Annotated in this window: 20 protein-coding genes; 15 read left to right on the forward strand and 5 right to left on the reverse strand. The window is 67.4% G+C overall.

Going from position 1 to position 23,705, the window contains the following annotated elements; translation table 11 throughout:
* Positions 1 to 6: 6 nt before the first annotated feature.
* Both proC and QU663_RS04065 read right to left on the reverse strand, forming a co-directional pair.
* Positions 7 to 813, reverse strand: a complete 807-nt coding sequence (gene proC, locus QU663_RS04060) for a pyrroline-5-carboxylate reductase (RefSeq protein ID WP_021611652.1) — start codon at positions 811 to 813, stop codon at positions 7 to 9.
* A gap of 163 nt (positions 814 to 976) precedes the next feature.
* Positions 977 to 2,821, reverse strand: a complete 1,845-nt coding sequence (locus QU663_RS04065; protein ID WP_021611653.1) for a helicase HerA-like domain-containing protein — start codon at positions 2,819 to 2,821, stop codon at positions 977 to 979.
* Positions 2,822 to 3,027: 206 nt separating this feature from the next.
* Here QU663_RS04065 and QU663_RS04070 point away from each other — a divergent pair, with 206 nt between their 5' ends.
* The 5 genes from QU663_RS04070 to QU663_RS04090 all read left to right on the forward strand — a co-directional run bounded on the left by QU663_RS04070 (position 3,028) and on the right by QU663_RS04090 (position 10,226).
* Complete coding sequence (locus QU663_RS04070; protein ID WP_232210925.1) at positions 3,028 to 3,765, forward strand: ComEA family DNA-binding protein; 738 nt, start codon at positions 3,028 to 3,030, stop codon at positions 3,763 to 3,765.
* A complete protein-coding gene (locus QU663_RS04075) occupies positions 3,762 to 5,312 on the forward strand; it encodes a ComEC/Rec2 family competence protein (protein WP_021611655.1) in 1,551 nt (516 codons plus the stop codon). Before QU663_RS04070 ends, QU663_RS04075 begins: the two co-directional genes overlap by 4 nt.
* A 197-nt stretch (positions 5,313 to 5,509) precedes the next feature.
* The gene (gene holA, locus QU663_RS04080) at positions 5,510 to 6,487 is read left to right on the forward strand and encodes a DNA polymerase III subunit delta (RefSeq protein ID WP_034481029.1); all 978 of its coding nucleotides are present in this window, start codon (positions 5,510 to 5,512) and stop codon (positions 6,485 to 6,487) included.
* A 57-nt stretch (positions 6,488 to 6,544) separates the two neighbouring features.
* Entirely contained in the window at positions 6,545 to 8,293 is a 1,749-nt protein-coding gene (locus QU663_RS04085; protein ID WP_021611657.1) for an ABC transporter ATP-binding protein, read from the forward strand.
* 1 nt (position 8,294) lies between these two features.
* The gene (locus QU663_RS04090) at positions 8,295 to 10,226 is read left to right on the forward strand and encodes an ABC transporter ATP-binding protein (protein WP_021611658.1); all 1,932 of its coding nucleotides are present in this window, start codon (positions 8,295 to 8,297) and stop codon (positions 10,224 to 10,226) included.
* Positions 10,227 to 10,418: 192 nt separating this feature from the next.
* Here QU663_RS04090 and rpsT read toward each other — a convergent pair whose 3' ends face one another.
* Together rpsT and QU663_RS04100 are read right to left on the reverse strand one after the other, a co-directional pair.
* On the reverse strand, positions 10,419 to 10,685 hold the full coding sequence (gene rpsT / locus QU663_RS04095) for a 30S ribosomal protein S20 (RefSeq protein WP_021611659.1): 267 nt from the start codon (positions 10,683 to 10,685) through the stop codon (positions 10,419 to 10,421).
* Between the two features lie 261 nt (positions 10,686 to 10,946).
* Positions 10,947 to 11,603, reverse strand: a complete 657-nt coding sequence (locus QU663_RS04100) for a type II toxin-antitoxin system PemK/MazF family toxin (RefSeq protein ID WP_021611660.1) — start codon at positions 11,601 to 11,603, stop codon at positions 10,947 to 10,949.
* Between the two features lie 154 nt (positions 11,604 to 11,757).
* Here QU663_RS04100 and QU663_RS04105 point away from each other — a divergent pair, with 154 nt between their 5' ends.
* From QU663_RS04105 to QU663_RS04150, 10 genes are all read left to right on the forward strand, one after another.
* Entirely contained in the window at positions 11,758 to 12,777 is a 1,020-nt protein-coding gene (locus QU663_RS04105) for a hypothetical protein (RefSeq protein WP_084437410.1), read from the forward strand.
* Between the two features lie 104 nt (positions 12,778 to 12,881).
* Complete coding sequence (gene lepA, locus QU663_RS04110) at positions 12,882 to 14,738, forward strand: translation elongation factor 4 (protein WP_034481033.1); 1,857 nt, start codon at positions 12,882 to 12,884, stop codon at positions 14,736 to 14,738.
* Between the two features lie 11 nt (positions 14,739 to 14,749).
* Positions 14,750 to 15,574: a tRNA (guanosine(46)-N7)-methyltransferase TrmB gene (gene trmB / locus QU663_RS04115; RefSeq protein ID WP_084437412.1), complete on the forward strand. Its 825-nt coding sequence runs from the start codon at positions 14,750 to 14,752 to the stop codon at positions 15,572 to 15,574.
* Positions 15,575 to 15,583: 9 nt separating this feature from the next.
* Complete coding sequence (gene hemW / locus QU663_RS04120) at positions 15,584 to 16,891, forward strand: radical SAM family heme chaperone HemW (RefSeq protein WP_021611664.1); 1,308 nt, start codon at positions 15,584 to 15,586, stop codon at positions 16,889 to 16,891.
* A 298-nt stretch (positions 16,892 to 17,189) separates the two neighbouring features.
* A complete protein-coding gene (locus tag QU663_RS04125; RefSeq protein WP_034481037.1) occupies positions 17,190 to 17,879 on the forward strand; it encodes a SatD family protein in 690 nt (229 codons plus the stop codon).
* Positions 17,872 to 18,705: a hypothetical protein gene (locus QU663_RS04130; protein ID WP_021611666.1), complete on the forward strand. Its 834-nt coding sequence runs from the start codon at positions 17,872 to 17,874 to the stop codon at positions 18,703 to 18,705. Before QU663_RS04125 ends, QU663_RS04130 begins: the two co-directional genes overlap by 8 nt.
* A 25-nt stretch (positions 18,706 to 18,730) precedes the next feature.
* Positions 18,731 to 19,633: a DUF3097 family protein gene (locus tag QU663_RS04135; protein ID WP_084437411.1), complete on the forward strand. Its 903-nt coding sequence runs from the start codon at positions 18,731 to 18,733 to the stop codon at positions 19,631 to 19,633.
* Positions 19,634 to 19,759: 126 nt separating this feature from the next.
* Complete coding sequence (gene hrcA / locus QU663_RS04140; RefSeq protein ID WP_021611669.1) at positions 19,760 to 20,803, forward strand: heat-inducible transcriptional repressor HrcA; 1,044 nt, start codon at positions 19,760 to 19,762, stop codon at positions 20,801 to 20,803.
* 58 nt (positions 20,804 to 20,861) lie between these two features.
* Positions 20,862 to 21,980 carry a molecular chaperone DnaJ gene (dnaJ, locus tag QU663_RS04145; protein WP_021611670.1) on the forward strand — a complete coding sequence of 373 codons (1,119 nt, stop codon included), beginning with the start codon at positions 20,862 to 20,864 and terminating at the stop codon, positions 21,978 to 21,980.
* A 6-nt stretch (positions 21,981 to 21,986) separates the two neighbouring features.
* A complete protein-coding gene (locus QU663_RS04150; RefSeq protein ID WP_021611671.1) occupies positions 21,987 to 22,775 on the forward strand; it encodes a 16S rRNA (uracil(1498)-N(3))-methyltransferase in 789 nt (262 codons plus the stop codon).
* On the opposite strand, the gene QU663_RS04155 is transcribed toward QU663_RS04150, so the two are convergent.
* Positions 22,772 to 23,671: an aldose-1-epimerase gene (locus QU663_RS04155; protein WP_021611672.1), complete on the reverse strand. Its 900-nt coding sequence runs from the start codon at positions 23,669 to 23,671 to the stop codon at positions 22,772 to 22,774. The genes QU663_RS04150 and QU663_RS04155 overlap by 4 nt on opposite strands.
* Between the last annotated feature and the right edge of the window lie 34 nt (positions 23,672 to 23,705).

Consider the following 23,705-nt stretch of genomic DNA (forward strand, 5'->3'; position numbering starts at 1 on the left):
GTAGTGTCAGCCGAGATGGGAATCGGCGTGGATGGAGGCGTCGACGGCACCTACCAGTGCACTCGACAAACCACCTTCCTCGGCGGCCAGCAATCCTGCGATCGTGGTGCCGCCGGGGCTCGTCACCCGGTCAATGAGTTGCGCGGGGATCGTGCCCGCCTCGCGCTCGGCGAGGAGCAGCGCGGCCGACCCCGCCATCGCCTGCGCCGCGATCTCGACGGCGCTGTCCTTGGGCAGCCCGTACTTGAGGCCCGCGCGGGCGAAAGAATCAATGATCTGGAAATACCAGGCCGGGGAGCACGAAGCCAGGGCCTGGAACACAGGGAAATAGTCCTCGTCGATGAGGACGGTACGCCCAACCGAGTTCATGAGGTCGCGCACGGCGTTGACCTGATCGTCGGTGGTGCGGGTGGCCGTCAGGGCCGTCATGGACTGCCTGACGGTGGCCGCCACGTTCGGCATCACGCGAATGAGGGGAATGCCCGAGCCGAAATCCTGCGTAATCTGGTCGAGGGTACGCCCGGCGGCCAGGGACACGACGCACGCGTCGGGGCGTGAGACCACGCTGGGGGCTATCTCCTTGATGACCGCGCGCTGATCCTTGGGCTTGACGGCCAGGATGACGATGTCGGCCTGGCGGGCCAAGGACACGTTCGAGGACGCGGCGGTCGCGCCCAGCTCGTCGGCCAAGTCGCAAGCCTTGTCGGGCGTGCGGTTGGAGAAGATCAGCGTCGCGGGATCGACACCGGACGCAACGGCACCGCGAGCGATGGCCTGGGCCATGGCTCCCGTCCCGATAAATCCGATGCGCATGAGGGGCTCCCCGCGTGTGGTGGTTACTTGCCACGCAGCCTACCCGCATTTTGCCTGCACTTGGTACAGTGGTCGCACTGTGAGACGAGGCCGGGGCGAAGACACCTGAAACGGCGACCTTGGCCCCGGCCTCGTGAAGGGGAAAACGGCGAGAACGCGCGCCTCAGCGCTTGCGCGTCCCGAAGATGGAACGGGTGATCTCGCGTCCGGCGGTGCGCAGTACCGACCCGAGGGCGTTTTCGACCTGGCGTGCGCGACGCTCGGCGGCGCGCTGGCGCGCGGCCTCCTCGCGTTCCGCCTGCTTGTCGGCCTGGCGGCGCAGTCTCTCCATTTCCTTCTGGCGGGCGGCCTCTTCCTTGGCGGCGGCCTTCTCCGCTTCCTTCGCTGCCTTCTCAGCCGCCTTCTCGGCCTCCTTGCGGGCCTTCTCCTCCTCCTTGGCGGCTGCTTCCTGGGCGGCTGCTTCCTCGCGGGCGGCCTGGGCCTCCTCCGCGCGACGCGCCAGCTTCTCCTCGGCGGAGTCCGGGTTCACGGCGTCACGGTAGCGTCCCATGATGGCGCTGGACTGGTTGACGCGGGCGATCGTGTCGGCGGAGGCGGGGCCCATGACGGAGGCGGGCGCCCAGATGCCGACGGGGGTGACCGGCGTCGGGTTACCCTTCGGGTCCAGCACCGTCACCACGGCCTCGCCCGTGCCCAGCGTCGTGAGGACCTCGTCCAGCTCGAGGCTGGTTGTCGGGAAGGTCTGCACGGTCGCCTTCAGCTTCTTGAAGTCGTCGGGCGTGGAGGCGCGCAGGCCGTGCTGGATGCGCGAGCCCAGCTGTGCCAGCACGTCGGAGGGGATGTCCTTGGGGGTCTGCGTCACGAAGACGACGCCCACGCCCTTGGAGCGGATCAGGCGCACGGTCTGGACGACCTGGCGCTCGAACTCCTTGGTGGCGTCCGCGAAGAGCAGGTGGGCCTCGTCGAAGAAGAACACGAGCTTGGGGTGAGGCGCGTCGCCGACCTCGGGCAGGGTCGCGAAGAGGTTCGCCAGCAGGAACATGATGACCGCGCTGACCAGGGCCGGGTGCGAGGAGATATCGCCGACGCCCAGCAGGGAGATGATGCCCCGGCCCGTTGAGTCGGAGCGCATCAGGTCGGCGGTGTCGAAGCCGGGGGCCCCGAAGAACTGGCCGCCGCCCTGGGATTCGAGGGCGGTCAGGGCGCGCAGGATAACGCCGGCGGTGGCCTTGGAGACGCCGCCGATGGTGGCCAGCTCCTCCTTGCCTTCATCCGACGTCAGGAAGGAGATGACGGAGCGCAGGTCCGGCAGGTCCACGAGCTCCAGGCCCTGGCGGTCCGCCCACGCGAAGATGAGCTGCAGGGCCTGCTCCTGGGTTGTGTTCAGAGACAGGGCGCGGGCCAGGAGGATCGGGCCGAAGTCGGAGACCTCGGCGCGCACGGGCACGCCCGGGAACTGCGAGTCCGCCCCGCCCAGGCTCAGCAGCTCGATCGGGAACGACGAGGACGCCCACTCCTGACCGTTGGCGGCCGTGCGGGCCAGGAGCTTCTCGGAGCTCGCGCCGGCCTCTCCCAGGCCCGTGAGGTCACCCTTGACGTCGCACAGGAGCACGGAGGAGCCCGCCGCCGACAGCCCCTCGGCCAGGAGCTGCAGGGTGCGGGTCTTGCCCGTGCCCGTCGCTCCCGCGACCAGGAGGTGGCGGTTGAACATGGGCACCGGCATCGCCGCGCTGACGCCGGGCACGCGCGCGCCGCCGTCGATCAGCGTACCGATCGTGATGGCCGGGACATCCCACGAGTAGGCGGCCAGAATCTGGGTGGCGAAAGCGGACAGGTCGGAGCTGGGGGACGAGGCCGGGGTGGCGGGAGCCGCGGCTGCGGAGCCGGCGGCTTCGAGCTGGAGACGCAAGGCTTCGGCCTTCGCGCGTGCGGCTTCGGCTTCGGCGGCCTTCGCTGCCGCCTCTGCTGCGGCGAGCTGCGCCTTGAGGTCCTCGATGTTCTCACTCATGGTGGTGTCTTTCGGGGCTGGGGCGCATCGCGCCCGGGGCTTCGTCGTTACTGGAACAGTATCCCTTGGGACGCCTGTCTCACGCTCGTTCAAGGAGGTCATCGCGCTGTGGCGCCCATCCACAGGCCCACTGGCCGCGTCGCGGTTATCCACAGGGGCACGAATCCGGCGCGACACCGGCGGCGCAGCAGGCATAGCGTCGACGAATGAACCCTCCACGATGGCTCGCGCGCCGCAGGATGGCGGCCCTGACCAAGGCCGTCTACGACAGCGCGCTGCAAGAAGACGAACCACCCGAACCCACCGCCCTGCGCCTCTTACCCGGAGGTGCCACCGCGGCCGCCCTCCTTATCGTCCTCGTCCTCCTCGCCTGCATCGGCGTGTGGCGCCACGCGACGGCCGCCGAACACGCAGCCGAGCGGGAGGCCGAGCAATCCGCTCAGCAGGAAGCCGACACGCAGGAGCAGGGGCCCCAAACCCCCACCAGCCGAGGTGCCAACGCGCCGACCAACACCCCCGCCACCGACCAGGTCATCGTCTACGTCTCGGGGGCAGTCACGACCCCCGGAGTCCTCACCCTGCCCGCCTCCTCCCGCGTCGTCGACGCCATCACCGCCGCCGGTGGAGCACGCGAGGACGCCAACCTCGACACGATCAACCTCGCGCGCCCACTCGTCGACGGAGAACACATCCACGTCGGACTCATCGGGGAACCCGAGACAACCACAGCGCCAGGCGAGGCCCCCACGCAGGCATGCGTGCGCCTCGACACCGCCACCGCCACCGACCTGCAAACACTGCCCGGAATCGGCCCTGCCCTGGCCGCCCGCATCATCGACTACCGCACAACCCACCCCCACATCTCCTCCGTCGACGCGCTCGACGAGGTGCCTGGCATCGGCCCCAGCCTCATCGAAAAAATACGACCCGGAGTGTGCCCATGACCGACACCCGCGCCCCACGCATGGTCGACCTCCGCCTCATGCCCACAGCGATCGCCGCCTGGGCCGCCAGCTGGTGGGCTACCGCCCACCCCGTCCCCTGGCCGCTCATTGCCGCCTGTGCGCTCGCGGCCACCGCATGCGCCGCCTCCTACGCGTGGACACACAGGCACTCCCGACCTCCCCGGCACGCCCTCACCCCACCCCGATCCCTCCGCCTGGCCTCCGCCCTCCTCCTGGCCGCCACCGCCTGCGCGCTCGCTGTCTCGTCGGAGGCGGGCCGCTCCTACCTGGCTGATCCGGCTCGCACGGGCTCCGGGCCCATCCACGCGAAGGTACTCCTGATGCGCGACCCCGCCCCGGCCTCGTCGGGCTTTTCAACGAGGCGCCGAGCACGCGTCACGATCCTCGCAGTCTCAGTGGGACAGCGGTGGCTGACCTCCGGCGCCACCGCCCTGGTCAGCGCTCCCTCATGGCGGGACGCCGCCCGCGGCGACGTGTACGAGCTCGAGGGGAGCCTGGACACCACATTCGCCGCAGAGGCACCATCCGTGGGGGCGATCCGAGCCCGCAGCGCCCGACTCGTCGAGCGCCCCGGCGGACTCGACGCCTGGAGACGCGACACGCACCGGGCCTTCACGGACGCGTGCCAGACCCTGCCCCGTGACGCGCGCGGACTCGTCCCAGGAATGTCCATCGGCGACGACCGACTGATGCCCTCCGACCTCGACGACGCCATGACAGCCACCTCCCTGACACACCTGACGGCCGTGTCCGGCTCCCACATCGTCATCATCCTGGCCACTCTCAACCTCCTCCTGCCCGCGCGCAAGCCCCTGCGCGTCGGAGCTACGATCCTCGTCCTGGGCACCATCGTCGTGCTCGTCGGCCCCGAAGCATCCGTGCTCCGATCCGTCTGCGTCGCCTCGATCGCCGCCCTAGGCCTGGTACTCGGACGCGAAGGACAAGCCATCGCAGCACTGTGCGCGGTCGTCACCGCGACACTCCTCATCGACCCATGGGCCTCCCGATCCTACGGATTCGCGCTGTCCGCGCTCGCGGCCCTGGCCGTCGTAGGCCCCTCCGCCGCTCTCGCACGAGGGGTCAAGCGGCGTGTCAGGGGCGACACGCGGGTCGGGAAAGCCCTGCGCCGCCTGGCCGAACTGGTGTGCGTGCCCGCCCTGGCCGAGCTGTTCACCGCGCCCCTCATCGTCTCCCTGTCCGGCACCGTCCCCGTGTGGGGGATTGGCGCCAACGTCGCCGCCGAGCCCGCGGTGCCCGTGGCTACGCTCGCGGGCCTGTCGGGTGCTCTCCTCGCGCCGATCAGCCCTCCCATGTCGAGCGCCTGTGCGCGCGTCGCCTCCTGGGCGACCGGCTGGATTGCTGGAGCCGCACGATTCTTCGCCGGGATGCCCGGAGCGGGGCTTCGGGTGCCCGGCGGGGGAGCGACACTCCTGAGCATCTACGGGTGCGCGGGACTTGGATGGGTGGCGTGGCGGGCGTGGAAACGCTGGGTGTTGCCCCGCACGGACGAGGCCCGGGACCCGTGAGCGGCTCGCGGGGTTGGGGTATCTCGGCGGGGTATCGCCCCGAGTGCCCCGGCTTCTCAACGCGGTGCCAACGCGCATGGGGCAAGAGGTGGTGACACCTGCCACGACTTGCGTCCACCCAGGGCAAAGGCGGACGCAGATGAGCGCCCGCGGTGGCAGACTTAGGGAGTTACCATCGCGTCGAAAGGCAGGAAGACGTGGCAGCACGCGGATCTCGACCGGCGGCACCAGCCCAGATCACGCTGGCCCCCATCGTGTTGATCAAGGGGCCCGAGGGGCTCCTCGTCGACCGTGCCCTCGACCGGCTGCGCGCCCTGGCCTACCAGGCTGACCCGAACCTGGAACGCACGGACATCAACGCCGCCACCTACCAGGCGGGGCAGATCGACGTCATCGCCTCACCCTCCCTGTTCGGCGAATCCCGCATGGTCATCATCCGGGACCTGGAGACCATGAGCGACGCGCTCGCCGCCGACCTGATCGCCTACGCGGCCGCCCCCGCGCCCGACGTATGGATGTTCCTGGCCCACCCCGGCGGCAACGCCCGCGGCAAGAAAGTCACCGACGCGATCGCGAAGGCCAAGTGGCCGGTGATCCCCGCCGACCCGCTGAAGAACGACCGCGACAAGCTGGCGCTCATCGCCTCCGACGTGCGGGCCGCCCGTCGGCAGATGGACACCGAGGCGCAGCAAGCCCTCGTCGACGCGCTCGGCAACGACCCCCGTGCCATGGCGGGCGCCCTGTCTCAGCTGCTCTCCGACGTGAGCGGGCGCATCACACTCGAGGACGTGCGCCGCTACCAGGCGGGTCGCGTCGAGGCCACCGGCTACGACGTGGCCGACGCCGCTGTTGCCGGCAACTCCGCGAAAGCCCTGACCCTCGCCCGGCACGCCTTCGCGACCGGCATCGCCCCGCAGGTGCTCGTCGCAGCCCTGGCGATGAAGTTCCGCGCCATGGCGAAGGTATCCATCGGCGGGGCCGCCTCCGCTCTCAAGATGGCGCCCTGGCAGGTCGATCGGGCCCGGCGCGAGCTGCGCGGATGGTCCGACGCCTCCCTGGCCGGCGCATTCGGCGCCATCGCGACCGCCGACGCCGAAACGAAGGGTGCTTCGCGCGACCCCGAGCGCGCCATCGAAAAAGCCATTATCACCATCTGCAGGCTGCGCGGGCGCTGAGAGCTGCTCCGGCCTCGTCGATGAAGCGACCGAAACCCGAAGGAACAGAGGAGATACATGAAAACGATTCGAACCTTGCTGGGCCGACTGCGGGAGTTCAAGAAACCCGCGATCCTGACCCCGCTGTTCATCATCGGGGAGGTCATCCTCGAGTGCCTGATCCCGCTGACCATGGTCTCGCTGGTGGATGCACTCGACGGCGACACGTTGACCCCCGTCCTTCGCCTGGGCGCGATCCTCATTGGCCTGGCCTTCGCGTCGCTGACCTGCGGAATTCTGTCCGCTCGCTTCGCGGCGACCGCCTCGGTGGGCTTGGCGAAGAACCTGCGACAGGACCTCTTCTTTAAGGTGCAGGACTTTTCCTTCGCCGACATCGACCGCTTCTCCACGTCCTCGCTGGTCACCCGCATGACGACGGACGTCACGAACGTCCAAAACGCCTTCGGTATGCTCATTCGTATCGCGGTGCGCGTGCCGCTCATGATCATCTTCTCCATCGTCATGGCGTTCCGTATTAACGTCCAGATGGCCCTCATCTTCCTTGGGATGGTGCCGGTTCTCGCCCTCATCCTGGCGGCCATTGTGCTCATCGCTTTCCCGATATTCCGCCGCATCTTCAAGAAGTACGACGCCCTGAACAACTCGGTGCAGGAGAACGTCGCCGCGATCCGCGTGGTCAAGTCCTTCGTCACCGAGGAATACGAGACTACCAAGTTCCGCCACGCCTCCGCCGACGTGCGCAAGGACTTCACGAACGCCGAGAAGCTCATCGCGCTCAACAGCCCTGTCATGATGTTCTTCATCTTCGCCGCGATCATTGCCGTCGACTACGTGGGCGCCTCGATCATCGTGAACTCGGGTGCGACAGAGCTGACGAAGGGCGGCCTGACCGCCCTCATCACCTACGGCATCCAGATCCTCGCGCACATGCTCATGCTTGCCTTCATCTTCGTCATGGCGACGATGGCCGCCGAATCCGCGCACCGCATCGCCGAGGTCCTCACTCACGACCCGTCGCTGACCTCCCCGGCGAACGGGGTCACGGACGTCGCGGATGGCTCCGTCGTCTTCGAAGGTGTGTCCTTCAAGTACTCCGAGAGCGCCGAAGAAAACGCGCTATCCGACATCAACCTGCGCGTTGAATCCGGGCAAACGCTCGGTATCGTCGGCGGCACGGGCTCCTCCAAGACCTCGCTCATCCAGCTGATCTGCCGCCTGTACGATGTCTCCGAGGGTTCCGTGAAGGTCGGCGGGCGCGACGTGCGCGACTACGACCTGACCGCCCTGCGTGACGCCGTCTCCGTCGTCCTGCAGAAGAACGTGCTCTTCTCTGGCACTATCAAGGACAACATGCGCTGGGGCAACCCGGACGCGACCGACGAACAGATCGTCCGCGCCTGCAAGCTCGCGCAGGCCGACGAGTTCATCCAGCAGCTGCCCGGCGGCTACGACTACGTCATCTCCCGCGGCGGCACCAACGTCTCCGGCGGCCAGAAGCAGCGCCTGTGCATCGCACGCGCGCTGCTGAAGAACCCCACGATCCTCATCCTGGACGACTCCACCTCCGCCGTGGACACGAAGACTGATTCCCTCATTCGTCACGCCTTCGAGAGCGAGATCCCGGGTACGACGACGATCATCATCGCCCAACGCCTGTCCTCGGTGAGCCACGCCGACCAGATCATCGTGCTGGACGATGGCCGCATCAAGGAACGCGGCACCCACGACGAGCTGATGGCGGCGGGCGGGGAGTACCGCGAGATCTACGAGTCCCAGAACGCCGCGAGCGAAAGCGAGGTGGCCTGACATGGCACGCGAGCGCAACTCCCGGATCGACGATGGTGAGAAGCTCGAAGGCATCGATCGTCCCTTCGGTCGTCTCCTGCGATACGTCTTCCGCCACTACCCGGTGCGTATCAGCCTGACGGTCGTGTGCATCATTACGTCCGCCGTGGCCTCGGCGGTCGGTTCGATCTTCATGCAGCAGATCGTCGACAACGTCGTGACCCCGGGCCTCGAGATCGGCTTCGATGCGGTGCGAGGCACCCTCGTGCGCCTCGTCGTCACGATGGGCATTATTTTCAGCGCAGGCGTCATCGGTAGCTTCATCTACACCCGTGCCATGGCGATCGTGACCCAAGGGACGCTCAAGCACATGCGAGACGACATGTTCGACTCCATGGAGCGCCTGCCCTTGCGTTTCTTCGACACGCATCCGCACGGCGCGATCATGTCGACCTTCACGAACGACACGGACGCGATCCGCCAGCTGATCGGTCAATCGATCCCGACGCTCATCCAGTCGGGCCTGACCATCGTCGTGCTCATCGCCACGATGCTCTACTACTCCGTGTGGCTCTTCCTCGTCGTCCTCGTGGTGGGCGCCCTCATGGCGTTCCTGACGGGCAAGCTCGGTGGCCTCTCGGGCCGCTTCATGAAGGCCCAGCAGGCGGCCTTGGCGGACGAAGAGGGCTTCATCGAAGAGATGATGGATGGCCAGAAGGTCATCCAGGTTTTCAACCACGAGCGCGACGCCAAGGACGAGTTCGTTGAGTACAACCAGAAGCTCTTCGACTCCTCGCAGAAAGCCAATATCTACGGCAACGTCCTGATGCCCGCCCTGGGCAACATCGGCAACATCATGTACGTCGTCATCGCGATTGTCGGCGGCGTCATGATCCTCGAACAGACGCCGAATATTCACCTTATCGGCATCGACGTCATCACGGTCGGCATTGTCGTGTCCTTCCTGGGTATGGTCCGTAACTTCTCGCAGACGATCGGACAGATGTCGATGCAGGTGCCCATGATCGCGCTCGGCATGGCGGGGGCGGGGCGCGTGTTCGCCCTCATCGACCAGGAGCCCGAGGAAGACCACGGATACGTGACACTCGTGAGGGCCCGAGAGCTGCCCGACGGCAGCCTCGAGTCGACCGAGGAACGTACCGGAATCTGGGCTTGGCGTCACCCCCACCAGGCGGACGGCACCGTCACGTACACGCGCCTGCGCGGCGAGCTCGTCATGGAGGGCGTGGACTTCTCCTACGACGGTGAGAAGCAGATCCTGCACGACATCTCCCTGTGGGCCAAGCCCGGCCAGAAGATCGCTTTCGTGGGCGCGACGGGCGCCGGCAAGACAACGATCACGAACCTGATCAACCGCTTCTACGACATCGCCGACGGCAAGATCCGCTACGACGGCATCAATATCAACAAGATCCGCAAGTCGGACCTGCGTCGCTCCCTCGGCGTGGTTCTGCAGGACGTCAAGCTGTTTACGGGCTCGGTCATGGAGAACATCCGCTACGGCCGACTGGACGCCACGGACGAGCAGTGCATTGAGGCCGCGAAGCTGGCCAACGCGGACTCCTTCATCCGACGTCTGCCCGACGGCTACGACACGATGCTCACGGGTAACGGCTCCAACCTGTCCCAGGGGCAGGCCCAGCTCCTGTCGATTGCCCGCGCCGCCGTGGCCGATCCGCCGGCGATGATCCTGGATGAAGCGACGTCTTCGATCGACACACGCACCGAGGCGCTCGTGCAGGCGGGCATGGACAACCTGATGGAGGGACGCACAGTCTTCGTGATCGCCCACCGCCTCTCGACGGTGCGTAACTCGGACGCGATCATGGTCCTGGAGCAGGGGCGCATCATTGAGCGCGGCAGCCACGACGACTTGATCGCTCAGAAGGGCGTGTACTACCAGCTCTACACGGGCGCCTTCGAGCTCGACTAGAGTTCGCGAAGCTCCTTCGCTCAGCCCCGGCCTCGTCCTGCACGAGGCTGGGGCTTCGTCGTGCGTGCCCGTGTTCTTGGGCCGGGGTGCTGTGGGCAGTGGTCGGCCATCTATGCAAGGTGACCGCGGGGTATACGACAGCGGGCCGCCCCGAAGGGCGACCCGCTATGCGTCAAACGAAAGCGTCCGCGATCAGTCAGCGATCGAGGCGACGCGACGAGCAAGCTTGGACTTGCGGTTCGCGGCCTGGTTCTTGTGGATGACGCCCTTGGAGACGGCGACGTCCAGCTTGCGCGAGGCAACGCGCAGGGCGGCCAGAGCCTTGTCCTTGTCGCCGGCCTCGACGGCCTCACGGGTGTGACGGACCAGGGTCTTCAGCTCGGACTTCACGGACTGGTTGCGAACGCGGCGCTTCTCGTTGGTGAGGATGCGCTTCTTCTGGGACTTAATGTTTGCCACAGTCGGATTTCTCCTTGATGTATGTCTGACAGGGTCGGTGAGGGCTGTGTCAAGACCGGGACTTAGGCGTGGGGACACCCGCAAACGGTCCTAACCAGACCCCCTGCCCGACCAGGCCGGGAGTCCAACGACCAAGCATACCAGCAGCGGGGCCCCGCGTCATGCCCCGATGCCCGCCAATGCCTCGTAAGGTCGGTCACGTGGGTGCGGTCGCCGGGGCGTGAGCGTCCGTCGCGCCCGTCGCGTTGTCGTTGTGGCGCGTTAGCCGCCGTGGGTGCGCTGGTGCTCCTCGAGCGCGTCGACGATGCGTTGCCAGGTGACCTCCGGCAGGATCGAGCCTTCGCGGCGCACGTCGGTGGCCTTGACCCACAGGGCGCGATCGAGGCGCACCTCGGAGGGGCGGCCCTTCGGGTCCCACGCGCCCGATCCGATGTCGAACCAGTAGCGTCCGGCAGCGGCCTCCTCGGCGGCGTCGCGTGAATGGTCCTTGCTGGTCAGCTGCAGGAGGTAGACGCCCTCACCCTGGGCGCCGATGACGACGGCGGGGCGGTCCTTGCCGACGGACGCGTCCTCCTGGTAGGGCACCCATGTCCACACGACCTCGCCAGGGTCGGCGTCGCCGTCCATGATCGGCTGGTACGAGGCGTGGGCGAGCGCGTCGGCGATGCTGGCTTCGCGGATGGAGGTGCGGGGGCGCTTCGAGGTCGCCGGATCCTGATGCTGCGGGGAGCCCTGCGGGCGCGAACGGTCGGAGGGCTTGTGGGTGTGGGTTGGCGCGGTCGTGGTCGGACGAGGCCGTGGGGCGTTCTCCTGGCGCGTGGCGGTCGCGTCCGTGGTCGAGGGGTCGGCGCTCGACGAGCTCAGGGTCGAGATGAACTCTGCGAGAGCGCGCACAACTCCGGTGACGAATGAATTCATGGCACCAGCATACGTGAGCCGAATCGAACAGCAGTTATCCACAGGTCCGTCGAAGACGTGAGTTATCCACAGGGTCCGTTCGGGCGCGTGACAGTCGGTGCGTTTAGGTGTCACTCTGGATCTGTTCGAGGAACAACTTCCTACTGAAAGACAGGTGACAACGATGTCGACCGCAACGATTCATGGAATGACCGTCTCTCTGGACGCCTTCGGGCTCCCGAGCGATGCCCCGGCACCAGAGGAGGACATGCAGGCCCGAGCCTGCCTGGGGGCGGCACTTCGTAGCGCCCAATCAGGGAAGCTGGAGTGCGCCCTCGATCACGCGCGCGACGCCTTCGATAACGAGGGGGCCTCGATCGAGTTGCGCCTCGAGGCCGCCAAGCTCTGCATCGACTGGCACGCCGCCCTGGGCGCCTACGGGCAGTGCCGCAAGGTGGCGGCCGACGCGGCTCGCCTCGGTGCGTGCTACCTCGAGCGCGACCATCCGCTCATTCTCATGCTGCGTAACTCCGAGGCCTACTGGCTGGCCGTCTTGGGGTGTGAAGACATGGCCGCGCGCAAGTTCTCCGCTCTGGTGGCCGACGTCAAAAGCTGCCCGAATCTGGATCCTCAGCTGGCATTCGCGATCCGCAACAACTCCGCCATGCCGTGGAAGAGCACTGGCAAGTGGGCGAAAGCCGCGCGCGTGTACCGCGAGCTCCTGGCCGACATGGAACCTCAGTGCGAGGCTGAGGACATGACGGTGCTGACGGTGCGCGACAACCTCGCCGAGGTCTTGTCGGCGGACCGCCAGTATGAGGAGGCTCTTCGCCTGTATGAGATCAACATGGAGGCGCTGCTGCGCATCACCGATCGCGGCGATTGGAGGGTGTTGCGGCTGCGCAACGAGATCGCGCGCAACACCTGGATGGGCGGGGACCGTGAGGCGGGGGAGGACCTGTGGACGGTCCTTGCCGAGGACTGCCGCAGGTACCTCGGGGACCGTGACGAGTTCACGGCCCGCATTCGAACGATCCTGCTGATGCTGGCCACCCTGCGTGGAGACGAGGAGAAAGCCATGTCGATCGCCCGCAAGCTCCAGGCCGACCATCCCGACGATTGGGACGAGTGCGACATGAGCGAGGCTGTGGCGTTGCTCGCCGAGGCTGGCATCACCGGGGAGGATTTCCGCTAGCGGTGTGAGGCTGGGCTCCTGTGCGCGACCTCCCGCCCCATAAGTCGCACAACAGGGCACGTCAATGGGACGATAAAGAGGTTAACGACTTCACGGAGGTACACGTGCCCATCCCCACGCCCGCGCAGCAGGCGCAGATCCGCCCGTCCCACACCCCGCAGGCGCAGATCCGTAACTTCTGCATCATCGCTCACATCGATCACGGGAAGTCGACGCTCGCGGACCGTATGCTCCAGCTGACCGGCGTCGTCGAGGCACGCGAGATGCGCGACCAGTATCTCGATCGTATGGACATCGAACGCGAGCGCGGCATCACGATCAAGAGCCAGGCGGTGCGTATGCCGTGGGCGTACGGTGACGTGCCCTACGCCCTCAACATGATCGACACGCCCGGACACGTGGACTTCACCTACGAGGTGTCCCGCTCCCTGGCCGCCTGCGAGGGCGCGGTCCTCCTGATCGACGCCGCGCAGGGCATCGAGGCTCAGACGCTCGCGAACCTGTACCTGGCCCTCGAGAACGACCTGGCGATCATCCCAGTGCTCAACAAGATTGACTTGCCCGGCGCCCAGCCCGAGAAGTATGCGCACGAGGTCGCCCAGCTGATCGGCTGCGACGAGGACGAGGTCCTGAAGGTCTCGGGTAAGACCGGCGAGGGTGTTGAGGAGCTCCTCGACCGAATCGTCGAGGTCGTTCCCGCCCCCGAGGGCGCCCCCGATGCGCCGACGCGAGCCATGATCTTCGACTCCGTCTACGACACCTACCGCGGTGTGGTGACATACGTCCGCGTGGTCGACGGCGTGCTGTCGACCCGTCAGCGCGTGCGCATGATGTCCACGGGCGCCACGCACGAGCTCCTCGAGCTGGGCGTCATCTCGCCCGAGCCCAAGCCCGAGGAGGGGATTGGCGCCGGAGAGGTGGGCTACCTGATCACGGGCGTGAAGGACGTGCGTCAGTCCCGCGTGGGCGACACTGTCACCAGCCAGGTGCGCGGCGCGACGGAGGCGCTCGCCGGATACCGCGATCCCAACCCGATGGTCTTCTCGGGTATCTACCCGGTGGATGGCTCGGACTTCCCGGACCTGCGAGACGCGCTGGAACGCCTCCAGCTCAACGACGCGGCCCTGACCTTCGAGCCGGAGTCCTCGGCGGCCTTGGGCTTTGGGTTCCGCTGCGGCTTCCTGGGGCTGCTGCACCTGGAGATCATCCGAGAGCGACTGGAGCGCGAGTTCAACCTGGACCTGATCGCGACCGCCCCGAACGTCGTCTACCGCGTCGTGACGGAGGACGGCACCGAGGTACGCGTCGACAACCCCAGCGAGTTCCCCGAGGGAAAGATCGCTGAGGTGCGTGAACCGATCGTGAACGCGACGATCCTGACGCCCACGGAGTTCACGGGCACGATCATGGAGCTGTGCCAGGATCGACGCGGCTCGATGCAGGGCATGGACTACCTGAGCGAGGATCGCGTCGAGCTGCACTACCAGCTGCCCCTGGCCGAGATCGTCTTTGACTTCTTCGATCAGCTCAAGTCGCGCACGCGCGGCTACGCCTCCCTGGACTACCAGGAAAGCGGCGAGCAGAGCGCGGACCTGGTCAAGGTCGACATTCTGCTCAACGGCGACCGCGTGGACGCGTTCAGCGCGATCGTGCACCGCGACGGCGCCTACGCCTACGGTCAGCGCATGACCAAGCGCCTGAAGGAACTCATTCCTCGCCAGCAGTTCGAGATCCCGGTCCAGGCCGCGGTCGGCGCGCGCGTCATCGCCCGCGAGACCATCAAGGCGCTGCGTAAGGACATGCTCGCCAAGTGCTACGGCGGCGACATCAGCCGTAAGCGCAAGCTGCTGGAGAAACAGAAGGAAGGCAAGAAGCGTATGAAGTCGATCGGCCGCGTGGACGTGCCGCAGGAGGCGTTCATCGCCGCTCTGACGTCCGACGTGCCGACGGGCAAGAAGTGATCGTGGATCAGATGAACGAGGCCGTGGAGGGACACGCTCCCGTCGGCCAGTGCGCGGCTCGTCCGGGCGAGGCCCCCGAGGGCACGGTTTTCATGAGCCGCACGAAGTCTTTCACGCGCCGAACGCGCGAGCTGCCCGCGAATCTGGCTCGCACGTGGGAGGCGCACGCCCACCGTTACGTGGTCGAGCCGCGTCGCGGCGTCGGCTACACGACGGTCGCGCAGGATTTCACGCTGGATCTGGCCGAGCTCTTCGGGCGCCGTGTCCCCGTCACCCTCGAGATCGGGTCGGGCACGGGTGAGCAGATCGTCGCGGCGGCCTCGGCGCACCCCGAGCGCAACTTCCTGGCCCTCGAGGTGTGGGTTCCGGGCATCGCGAAGCTGATCTCCAAGGCCGTCGAGGCCGACGTGGACAATATTCGCGTCATCGAGGCGGACGCTGCACAGGCGCTGCCCATTATGCTCGGGGAGGCATGTCTCGACGAGGTGTGGACCTTCTTCCCGGATCCGTGGCGCAAGGCCCGCCATCGCAAGCGCCGCCTCGTCTCGGACGCGTTTGCTCTCGAGGTTGCGCGCCTCCTGCGCGATGGGGGCGTCTGGCGCCTGGCGACGGACTGGGATGACTACGCCTGGCAGATGCGCGACGTCGTGGAGGCGTGTGAGCTTTTCGAGAACCCGCACGCGGGGGAGCGCCCGGACCCGGCGGATCCCCAGCCCGCGCGTGGCGGCTTCGCCCCGCGCTACGACGGGCGCGTCGTCACCCACTTCGAGACGCGCGGTATTGACGCGGGTCGCCATGCCCACGACATCGTCGGGGTGCGCCGCCCGCGCGGCTGACGGGCACGCATGAGTCCCGCTCAACCCGACGGAACACGGTGGCCGGAGAACGGCTCGCTGGACCCCGGCCTCGTTGAGGCAGAGCGGGGGCGTCCCCTGTCCCTGTATGTCCACGTGCCGTTTTGCCGCGTGCGCTGCGGCTACTGTGACTTCAACACGTACACGGTGGGCTTTGGGCCGGGGGCGCAGGTCGGTGACTACGCGCCGTCGGTGCTGTCGGAAGCCTCGCTCGCCGCCCGTGTGATGGCGGAGGCGGGATTGCCCGCCCGCGCGGCCGAAACCGTGTTTTTCGGTGGCGGGACGCCGACGATGCTGGATGCGGCGGAGCTGAGTGAGATTCTGGCGGGGCTGCGCGAGCGTATCGGGATTGCAGCCGGCGCCGAGGTAACCCTGGAGGCGAATCCCGACACGGTCACGCGAGGCGATCTGCGCGTGCTGGCCGATGCGGGTTTTACGCGCGTGTCCTTCGGTATGCAGTCCGCGGTCCCGGCTATCTTGGCGACCCTGGATCGCACCCATGTGCCCGAGCGTGTGCCTCTCGTGATCGAGTGGGCGAAGGACGCGGGGCTGAGCACGTCCGTCGACCTCATTTACGGGACGCCGGGGGAGAGCCTTGAGGATTGGGAGACCTCGGTGCGCGCGGCCCTGTCCTACGACCCCGATCACATCAGCGCCTACGCGTTGGTCGTGGAGGAGGGGACCAAGATGGGCGCGCAGGTAGCGCGGGGCGAGCTGCCGAGCCCCGACCCCGATGATGAGGCGACGAAATACGAGCTTGCTGACGCGCTCCTGGGCGGGGCGGGGTATGCCTGGTATGAGATTTCGAATTTCGCCCGCGTGAGTGCGTCGGATTGTGCCTCTGGGCGCGCCTCGACGACGTTTGAGTACGCGTCGCGGCATAACCTGGCGTACTGGCGTGACTGGGATTGGTGGGGTTTCGGTCCGGGCGCGCACTCGCACGTGGGGCGGATGCGCTGGTGGAACGTGAAGAATCCGGGCGCCTATGCCGGTCGCCTGCACGCGGGTGTCTCGCCGGCGGCCGCGGGGGAGATTCTGGGCGAGGAGGAGCGCGAGCTTGAGCGCGTCATGCTGGGGTTGCGCACGTCGGAGGGCGTCGAGCTCGATGGGTTGCCGGGCGCCGCGTCGGGGTACGAGGCCGGGGCTGGCTGTGCGAGCATGCCCGCGGGTGGGCGCGTCGCGTCGCTCATCGCGGACGGACTGATCGATGGAGCTGCCGCGCTGCGTGGGCGGGCCTGCTTGACGTTGCGTGGGCGCTTGCTGGCGGACTATGTGACGCGTGAATTGATGGGCTACTGAGGGCGCGCGGCCCGTGTGAGGCATAATCCACACTATTTGGTCAATATTCATAATTGTCCAGACAAATAACAAACTTGCTTGTATTTACGCCAAAACAAGCAAGTCTGTGGTTACCGATACTCGCCATTTGTCAGATGGGGCACGTCGGTGATGTGACAAGCTTGTGGAAGCTCTCGATAATGTTGACATCCTGGTTGAAGTATGTTTGCCTAGAGGTGTCATGTGAAGCCGAGCTATCAATAGGCCCCCTCCGCAAAGGCGCTTGTTGAGGTTCAGATACAAGGAAAAGTGTGGGACTGTGACTCTGCGATACGCTGTCATTGCTGACATCGTGGGCTCTCGTACGTTGACCAATCGTGCAGAGGCTCAGGGAATCTTTGAAGCAGCCCTCGAGAGGGCGGCGGAGGGGCTGGCCCTCCTCGAAGCTCCCTATCCGACGGTGGGCGATGAGTTCCAAGCGGTTGCGTACTCGCTCGAAGATGCGTTGCTCTTCACCTTGCGTGCCCAGCTCCTGCTTCCGCCCCAGCTTCAGCTTCGCTTTGGTATCGGCGCCGGACGTATTGAGGAGTTCTCCTCCGGCGTGCATCGCCAGGCTCCCTCGCGCCCGCGGGCGGGGGAGGGTGCTTCCCTCCAGGACGGATCGGCGTGGTGGGCGGCGCGCTCCGCGATCAACCGTGCACACGACGTCCAAGACTCCTCGAACCCCTTCATTCGCACCTGGTTTGTGGCTCATGCCTCCGTCGAAAGCTACATGTCCTCGAGCTGCCAGACCAGTGTCAATGCGCTGCTGAGCCTGCGCGACCACGCGATCCTCAAGCTGTCGGCCCGTCATCGCCGCATCACCGCCTCGCTGCTGCTGGGCAAGACGCAGGTGGAAATCGCCCGCGTTGAGAAGCTCTCACAGCAGGCCATTTCCGACTTCGCTCGCGGTACGGGAGCGGGGCTTATCCAGTCGTCTCTCCTCATCGCGGAGGCCGCCCGTGCATGAAACGCTACTCCTGGGCATCGCTGCCTCGGAGCTCACCGTCCTCCTGACGTCCGACCCTCGACGGTGGTCGCGCCGCCTCATCGTCTTTCTGACGCTGATCACCGCGGTCGCGTGCTACTCGTGGTTTGCCTTGGGCGTGAGCCTGGTCGCCATCGCCATCGCGACGGTGCTCGCCATCGTCTGGTTCGGATGGGACCTGGCTGACGGATCCGCCCGCTCGGTGCTCGCGCGCTGGGCGCTCGCGACGCTCGGCTTCCTGACACTCATGAGCCTGAACGCGGATAACTTTCCTCACCTGTCGCTGCGCAGCGGGCGCCCGATCGACCTCATCATCGCGGTGCTCTTCCTGGCGACCGGCCCCGTCAATCACCTGATCACGGCCATCCTCATGTGTGCCCGCGGGCGCGCGAAGGAGCCGGTCCCCGGATGGATCAACGCGCCCGTGCTGCCGGCGATGCCCAGTGTTCAGGACGCGGCGATACAGGAGGACGCGGAGGAATCGGCGGGCGATGAGGAAGCTCCGCTGACCCCGAGCTCCCTGCCGATCGTCGCTGCGCAGGACAACCCGGGTGACGATAAGGGGCCCGCGCTGCGCGGCGGGCGCTGGATCGGCCCCCTTGAGCGCCTTCTGATCATCGTCCTCGCGGGAGCGGACGCGCAGGTTGCGATCGCCGCCGTCGTTGCCGCCAAGGGTGTTATTCGCTTCCCGGAAATCTCCCAGGACTCCTCGGGTGAGAAGGCCGAAGAGTTCCTGATTGGGTCGGTCTCCTCCTGGATCCTCGCCGCGCTCGTGGCGATGTTCATTCGCGTCACTCTCCAGCCGTGAGCGCCTCGCCGCTAGAGTATGCCGGGTGAGAACAACAGACCCCTACGGGCATGACATCTTCGCCCACGACCCGCACCGCGACGGACCGGGAGCGCGTCGCCCCCGATCGGTGGCTGTTCATGTCGAGATCGGCATGGTCCTCGAAGACGTGGGATCGGGCTGGGTCGGTGCGGTCACACGCGTCGAAAAGTCCGGCGGTGTCTACCTGGTCGAGCTCGAAGATCGGCGCGGGGTGCGTCGCTCCTTCCCCCTCGGTCCCGGCTTCTGGCTCGACGGGCGCCCCATCGAGGCCCTTCCTCCCAAGCCGAAGCCAGCCCAGGCCTCGCCCGGGGTGCAGCTGAGCGCCTCGGGTCGCCGGATCACCAATTCGGGGTCCTTCGCGCCAGCCTCCAGCGCCCCCACGGTCGCCAAACGCTCGCGAATCTGGGTGGAGGGGCGCCACGATGCCGAGCTCGTCCAGCACGTGTGGGGCGAGGATCTGGCCGCGGCCGGCATCGCCGTCCAGCTGCTCGAGGGCGTGGACAATCTCGAGGATGTCCTTGAGGTCTTCGGTCCCACCGACACCGCCCGCGCGGGTGTGCTTGTCGACCACATGGTGCCCGGTTCGAAAGAATCGCGTATCGCCGAGGCCGTCTCGGCGCGCTGGCCGGGCGCTGTCCTGGTACTCGGGCACCCCTTCGTCGACATCTGGCAGGCCGTCAAGCCCGAGCGCGTGGGCCTGCGCGCCTGGCCCGACGTGCCGCGCGGCATTGATATCAAGCATGGCACGCTGGACGCACTCGGCTGGCCGCACGCCGACCAGCGCGATATTGCGATGGGGTGGAAGCGAATCCTGTCCACCGTGCGCACCTATCGCGACCTGGAGCCCGCCCTGCTCGGCCGCGTCGAGGAGCTCATCGACTTCGTGACGGTGCCCTGGGCGCAGTGACGCGCATGCGTGCCGTGAGGTTCGCAATGAGCGCACGCTCGGTGCCCCGTCCGGGTCGCCGCCGCTCGCGCGCGGGGGGTAGCATTGGCACTCAGAAAGAGAGAGTGCCAGGACGGAGGGAGTGACATGGCACGCAACAGCGCGCAAAGCCGCAGGCTCGACGTCCTGCGGGCCATCGTCACCCAGTACGTGGCCACCCGCGAACCAGTCGGCTCCAAAGCCATCGCAGCTGGGGGACTGGGCGTCTCCTCCGCGACGATCCGCAACGACATGGCGGTCCTGGAGGAAGCGGGCCTCATCTACCAGCCGCACACCTCCGCTGGCCGGGTCCCGACCGACCGCGGCTACCGCGTCTTCGTCGACCGCCTTGCCCAGCTCAAGCCCATGAGCGCCCCGGAACGCCAGGCCCTGGAGGCCTTCCTCTCCGAGTCCGTCGACATCGACGACGTCGTGGAACGCTCCGTCCGCCTCCTCGCGCAGGTCACCCACCAGGTCGCCCTCGTGCAGTACCCGGGTTCGCGCGTGCGCACCCTCAAACACCTCGAGGTCCTCGCCATCGCGCCGGGGCGCATCCTCACCGTCGTCATCACGACGGACGGCGAGGTGGGGGAGCGGACTCTCACCCTCGACACGCCCCTCGACGACGCCCAGCTGCTCGCCGTGCGCGACCATCTGCGCACCCACTGTGACGCCGCCACCTCGCAGACCGCGCGCTCCTGCGTGGACGCTGCCACGGCCTCGTCCAGGCCCGAACTCGCGGCGGCCGTCGTCGCGGTCGGCTCCGCGCTCACCGAGGTGCTCACCGGCGCGGGAGAGGCAAAGATCGTCGTCGCCGGAGCCGCCAACCTGGCGCGCGGCGCCCTCGACTTCCGTGACATCGCCCCCGTCCTGGACGCGCTCGAAGAGCAGGTCGTCCTCATGCGCCTCTTCTCCGAGGCAGACCCCGACGAAGACCTGCACGTGAGCATCGGCGCGGAAAATCCGCACGACGCCCTGGCCGAGGCCGCCGTCGTCACGGGCACCTACCGGGCCGGCGCGGACGAGAGCGGCGGCTCCGCCCACCTGGGCATCGTGGGCCCCATGAGGATGGACTACGCGCGCACCATGAGCTCCGTGCGAGCCGTCGCCGCCTACCTGTCCCGGTACCTGGCCCGAGAGGCAAACAACTGACCATGCGTACCGCAGACCAGAGCCCAATGAACGCCCCCCACGAGAAGGAACAGCAAGCGTGAGAGACTACTACGAGGTCCTCGGCGTCGCTCGAGACGCCAGCCAGGACGAGATCAAGAAGGCGTACCGCAAGCTGGCGCGTAAGCTCCACCCCGACTACGCGGGTGCTGACTCGGAGGAAGCCTTCAAGGAGCTGTCGGTCGCCTACGAGACCCTGTCCGACCCCGAGAAGCGCCAGATGTACGACATCGGCGGCCCCGACGCCTTGCACGGCGGCGGCGCGGGTGGGGGCGCCCCCTTCACGGGCTTCTCCGACATCTTCGAGGCCATGTTCACCGGTGGCTTCGGCGCCTCCTCGCAGGGCCCGGCCTCGCGCGTGCGACGCGGCAAAGACCAGCAGGTCACCGTCGACATCACCCTCGAGGACGCAGCATTCGGCGCCGCAAAGGAAGTCTCCTTCAAGACGCACGTTCTGTGCGACACCTGCCACGGCGCGATGTGCCAGCCGGGCACCTCCCCCGAGCAGTGCACGACCTGCCACGGTTCCGGTTTCGTCACGCAGATCCAGAACTCGCTCTTTGGGCGCATGCAAACCCAGGCTCCCTGCCCCACGTGTCAGGGGTTCGGCTCCACGATCGCCCAGCCCTGCACGGAGTGCTCCGGCGCGGGACGCATTCCCACGCGCCGCACCCTCAACATCAACATTCCGGCCGGCGCCAGCGAGGGCACGCAGATCCGCGTGAGTGGCGAGGCGGAGGTCGGCATGGGCGGCGGCCCGAACGGCGACCTGTACCTGCTGATCCGCGAGAAGAAGCACCCTGTCTTCGACCGTCGCGGGGACGACCTGCACACGTGGATCACGATCCCGATGACGACCGCCGCCCTGGGCACCGAGTTCGAGCTGGACACGCTGGACGGCAAGAAGACGGTGACGATCAACGCCGGAACGCAGCCCAACGACGACATCGTCTTGGAGGGGCTCGGCGTCGGGCACCTGCAGCGCTCGGGTCGCGGCGCGATGCACGTGCACGTGGATGTGGAGATCCCCAAGAAGCTGGACGAGACCTCGCGCAGCCTCCTCGAGCAGCTGGCCAAGGCGCGCGGCGAAGTCCGCGTCGAGCCGCACCGTCAGCAGCCGACGTTCTTCGACAAGCTGCGCGACACTTTCATGGGCTGAGCGGCCATGACGCTCCCCGTTTTTCTCGGTGACGACCTCACTCCCGCGCCCTCGTCCCTGTCGGTGGGGGAGCGGGCGGCCCTGTCCGGCTCGGAGGGGCGCCACGCAGCCTCCGTGCGTCGCATCGGCGCCGGGGAATGGGTGGACGTCGTCGACGGAGCAGGCCTGCGTCTGCGCTGCGAGGTGAGCGGCGCGGACAAGTCCTCGCTCTCGCTTATCGTGCGCGAGGTGGTCCAGGAAGAGTCGACGCGCCCGCAGATCGTGCTCGTCCAGGCGCTCGCCAAGGGTGGGCGTGACGAGGCCGCCGTGGAAATCTGCACCGAGATCGGTATCGACCGGGTCATTCCCTGGGCCTCCCGGCGTGCGATCGTCCAGTGGAAGGGGCCCAAGGCCGAGAAGGGTCGCGTCAAGTGGGAGGGCGTCGCGCGAGCCGCCGCGAAGCAGTCGCGCCGCGCCTTCGTCCCGGCCGTGGAGGACGTCAAGGACAGTCGTGAGTTGGCCTCCTGGGTGCGCGCCCTCACGGACGAGGCCGGGGTGGCCTTCGTGTGTCACGAGGAGGCCACGGTCTCGCTCGGGGCCGCGCTCGCCCACGTCCAGGACTCGTGCGCCGATGGGACGCTCCCCGCGCGGATCGCACTCATCGTGGGGCCCGAGGGCGGAATCGACGCCGAGGAGAAGGCGCAGCTCGTGGACGCCGGTGCCCGCGTGATCGGCTTGGGGGCCAACGTGCTGCGCTCCTCGACGGCCGGCGCGGTCGCCCTGACGCTCATCCGCGCCGCGGCTGGGAAATACTAGCCCTGCGCGGCGCGGATGGATGCGCTCAGCGTGTGGGTCTGTCCCGCGCCCAGCGCGACGACGTCCGTGCCGGAGTTGAAGGCGTTGGGCGGGCAGCTCATCGGCTCGACGGCCACGCCCACGCGGCCGATGTTGTCGGCCGTGTAGACCTGCAGCCAGCGCGCATCGGACGAGAGCGAGACCCCCACGCCGGAGTCGGGGTCGCGCAGCGTCACAGTCCAGGTCCCCGGCGGCAGCCCCGCGAAACAGTGATCCAACCCGGCCTCGCCGATTCGTGCCGGGGAGCGGAAATCCAGGCCGAAGCCCGCCACGTCGTGCGCGGCCACCGGGATCATGCTCGCGTCCGCCTCGTAGATGATCGATGCTGGGTTGGTGAGCTCGAGGTCGTCCGCGCGGATGCCGTCGATGGCCAGGTACGGGTGGAACCCGACGCCGAGGGGAGCCGTGCCCTGCCCGACGTTCGTCGCGGACAGCTCAACGGCGAGGCCCGCCCGCGCGTCCAGGCTGTAACGCGCGGACGCGAGAAGCGTCCACGGATAGGAATAGCGAGCCGCGATGAGCGTGCTGAGCTGCACGCAGGACGCGTCGGCACGGTCGACCTGCCAGTCCTGGAAGGCCACGAAACCGTGCAGGGACGTCCCGAAGGCCGGCTCGTCGACGGGCAGGTCGTAGCTCGTCCCCTCCCACGAGTAGGCGCCGCCGGCCACGCGGTTCGGCCAGGGCATGAGGACCTTTCCCAAGTATGCGGGAGGGCACTCGTCCACGCGGTGGGGGACGATCACCTTGTGGCCCCGATACGTCAGGCCGGCCAGACCCGCGCCGACCGTGACAATCCGCGCCTCGTAGCCGCCGTCGCGCAGCACCACTTCGCGCCCCGACGCGCCGTACCTGACCATGGATGCTCCTTTGCGTTGTCTCATTATCGCCATT

It is taken from the genome of Schaalia sp. HMT-172 (assembly GCF_030644365.1).
Lineage (GTDB): Bacteria > Actinomycetota > Actinomycetes > Actinomycetales > Actinomycetaceae > Pauljensenia.

Coding starts and splice junctions, on each gene's coding strand:
- QU663_RS04150 (WP_021611671.1), top strand. CDS start 21,987: ATGACGCTCCCCGTTTTTCTCGGTGACGACCTCACTCCCGCGCCCTCG.
- QU663_RS04075 (WP_021611655.1), top strand. CDS start 3,762: ATGACCGACACCCGCGCCCCACGCATGGTCGACCTCCGCCTCATGCCC.
- QU663_RS04090 (WP_021611658.1), top strand. CDS start 8,295: ATGGCACGCGAGCGCAACTCCCGGATCGACGATGGTGAGAAGCTCGAA.
- trmB (WP_084437412.1), top strand. CDS start 14,750: ATGAACGAGGCCGTGGAGGGACACGCTCCCGTCGGCCAGTGCGCGGCT.
- proC (WP_021611652.1), bottom strand. CDS start 813: ATGCGCATCGGATTTATCGGGACGGGAGCCATGGCCCAGGCCATCGCT.
- QU663_RS04155 (WP_021611672.1), bottom strand. CDS start 23,671: ATGGTCAGGTACGGCGCGTCGGGGCGCGAAGTGGTGCTGCGCGACGGC.
- QU663_RS04070 (WP_232210925.1), top strand. CDS start 3,028: ATGAACCCTCCACGATGGCTCGCGCGCCGCAGGATGGCGGCCCTGACC.
- QU663_RS04065 (WP_021611653.1), bottom strand. CDS start 2,821: ATGAGTGAGAACATCGAGGACCTCAAGGCGCAGCTCGCCGCAGCAGAG.
- QU663_RS04100 (WP_021611660.1), bottom strand. CDS start 11,603: ATGAATTCATTCGTCACCGGAGTTGTGCGCGCTCTCGCAGAGTTCATC.
- QU663_RS04085 (WP_021611657.1), top strand. CDS start 6,545: ATGAAAACGATTCGAACCTTGCTGGGCCGACTGCGGGAGTTCAAGAAA.
- hemW (WP_021611664.1), top strand. CDS start 15,584: ATGAGTCCCGCTCAACCCGACGGAACACGGTGGCCGGAGAACGGCTCG.
- hrcA (WP_021611669.1), top strand. CDS start 19,760: ATGGCACGCAACAGCGCGCAAAGCCGCAGGCTCGACGTCCTGCGGGCC.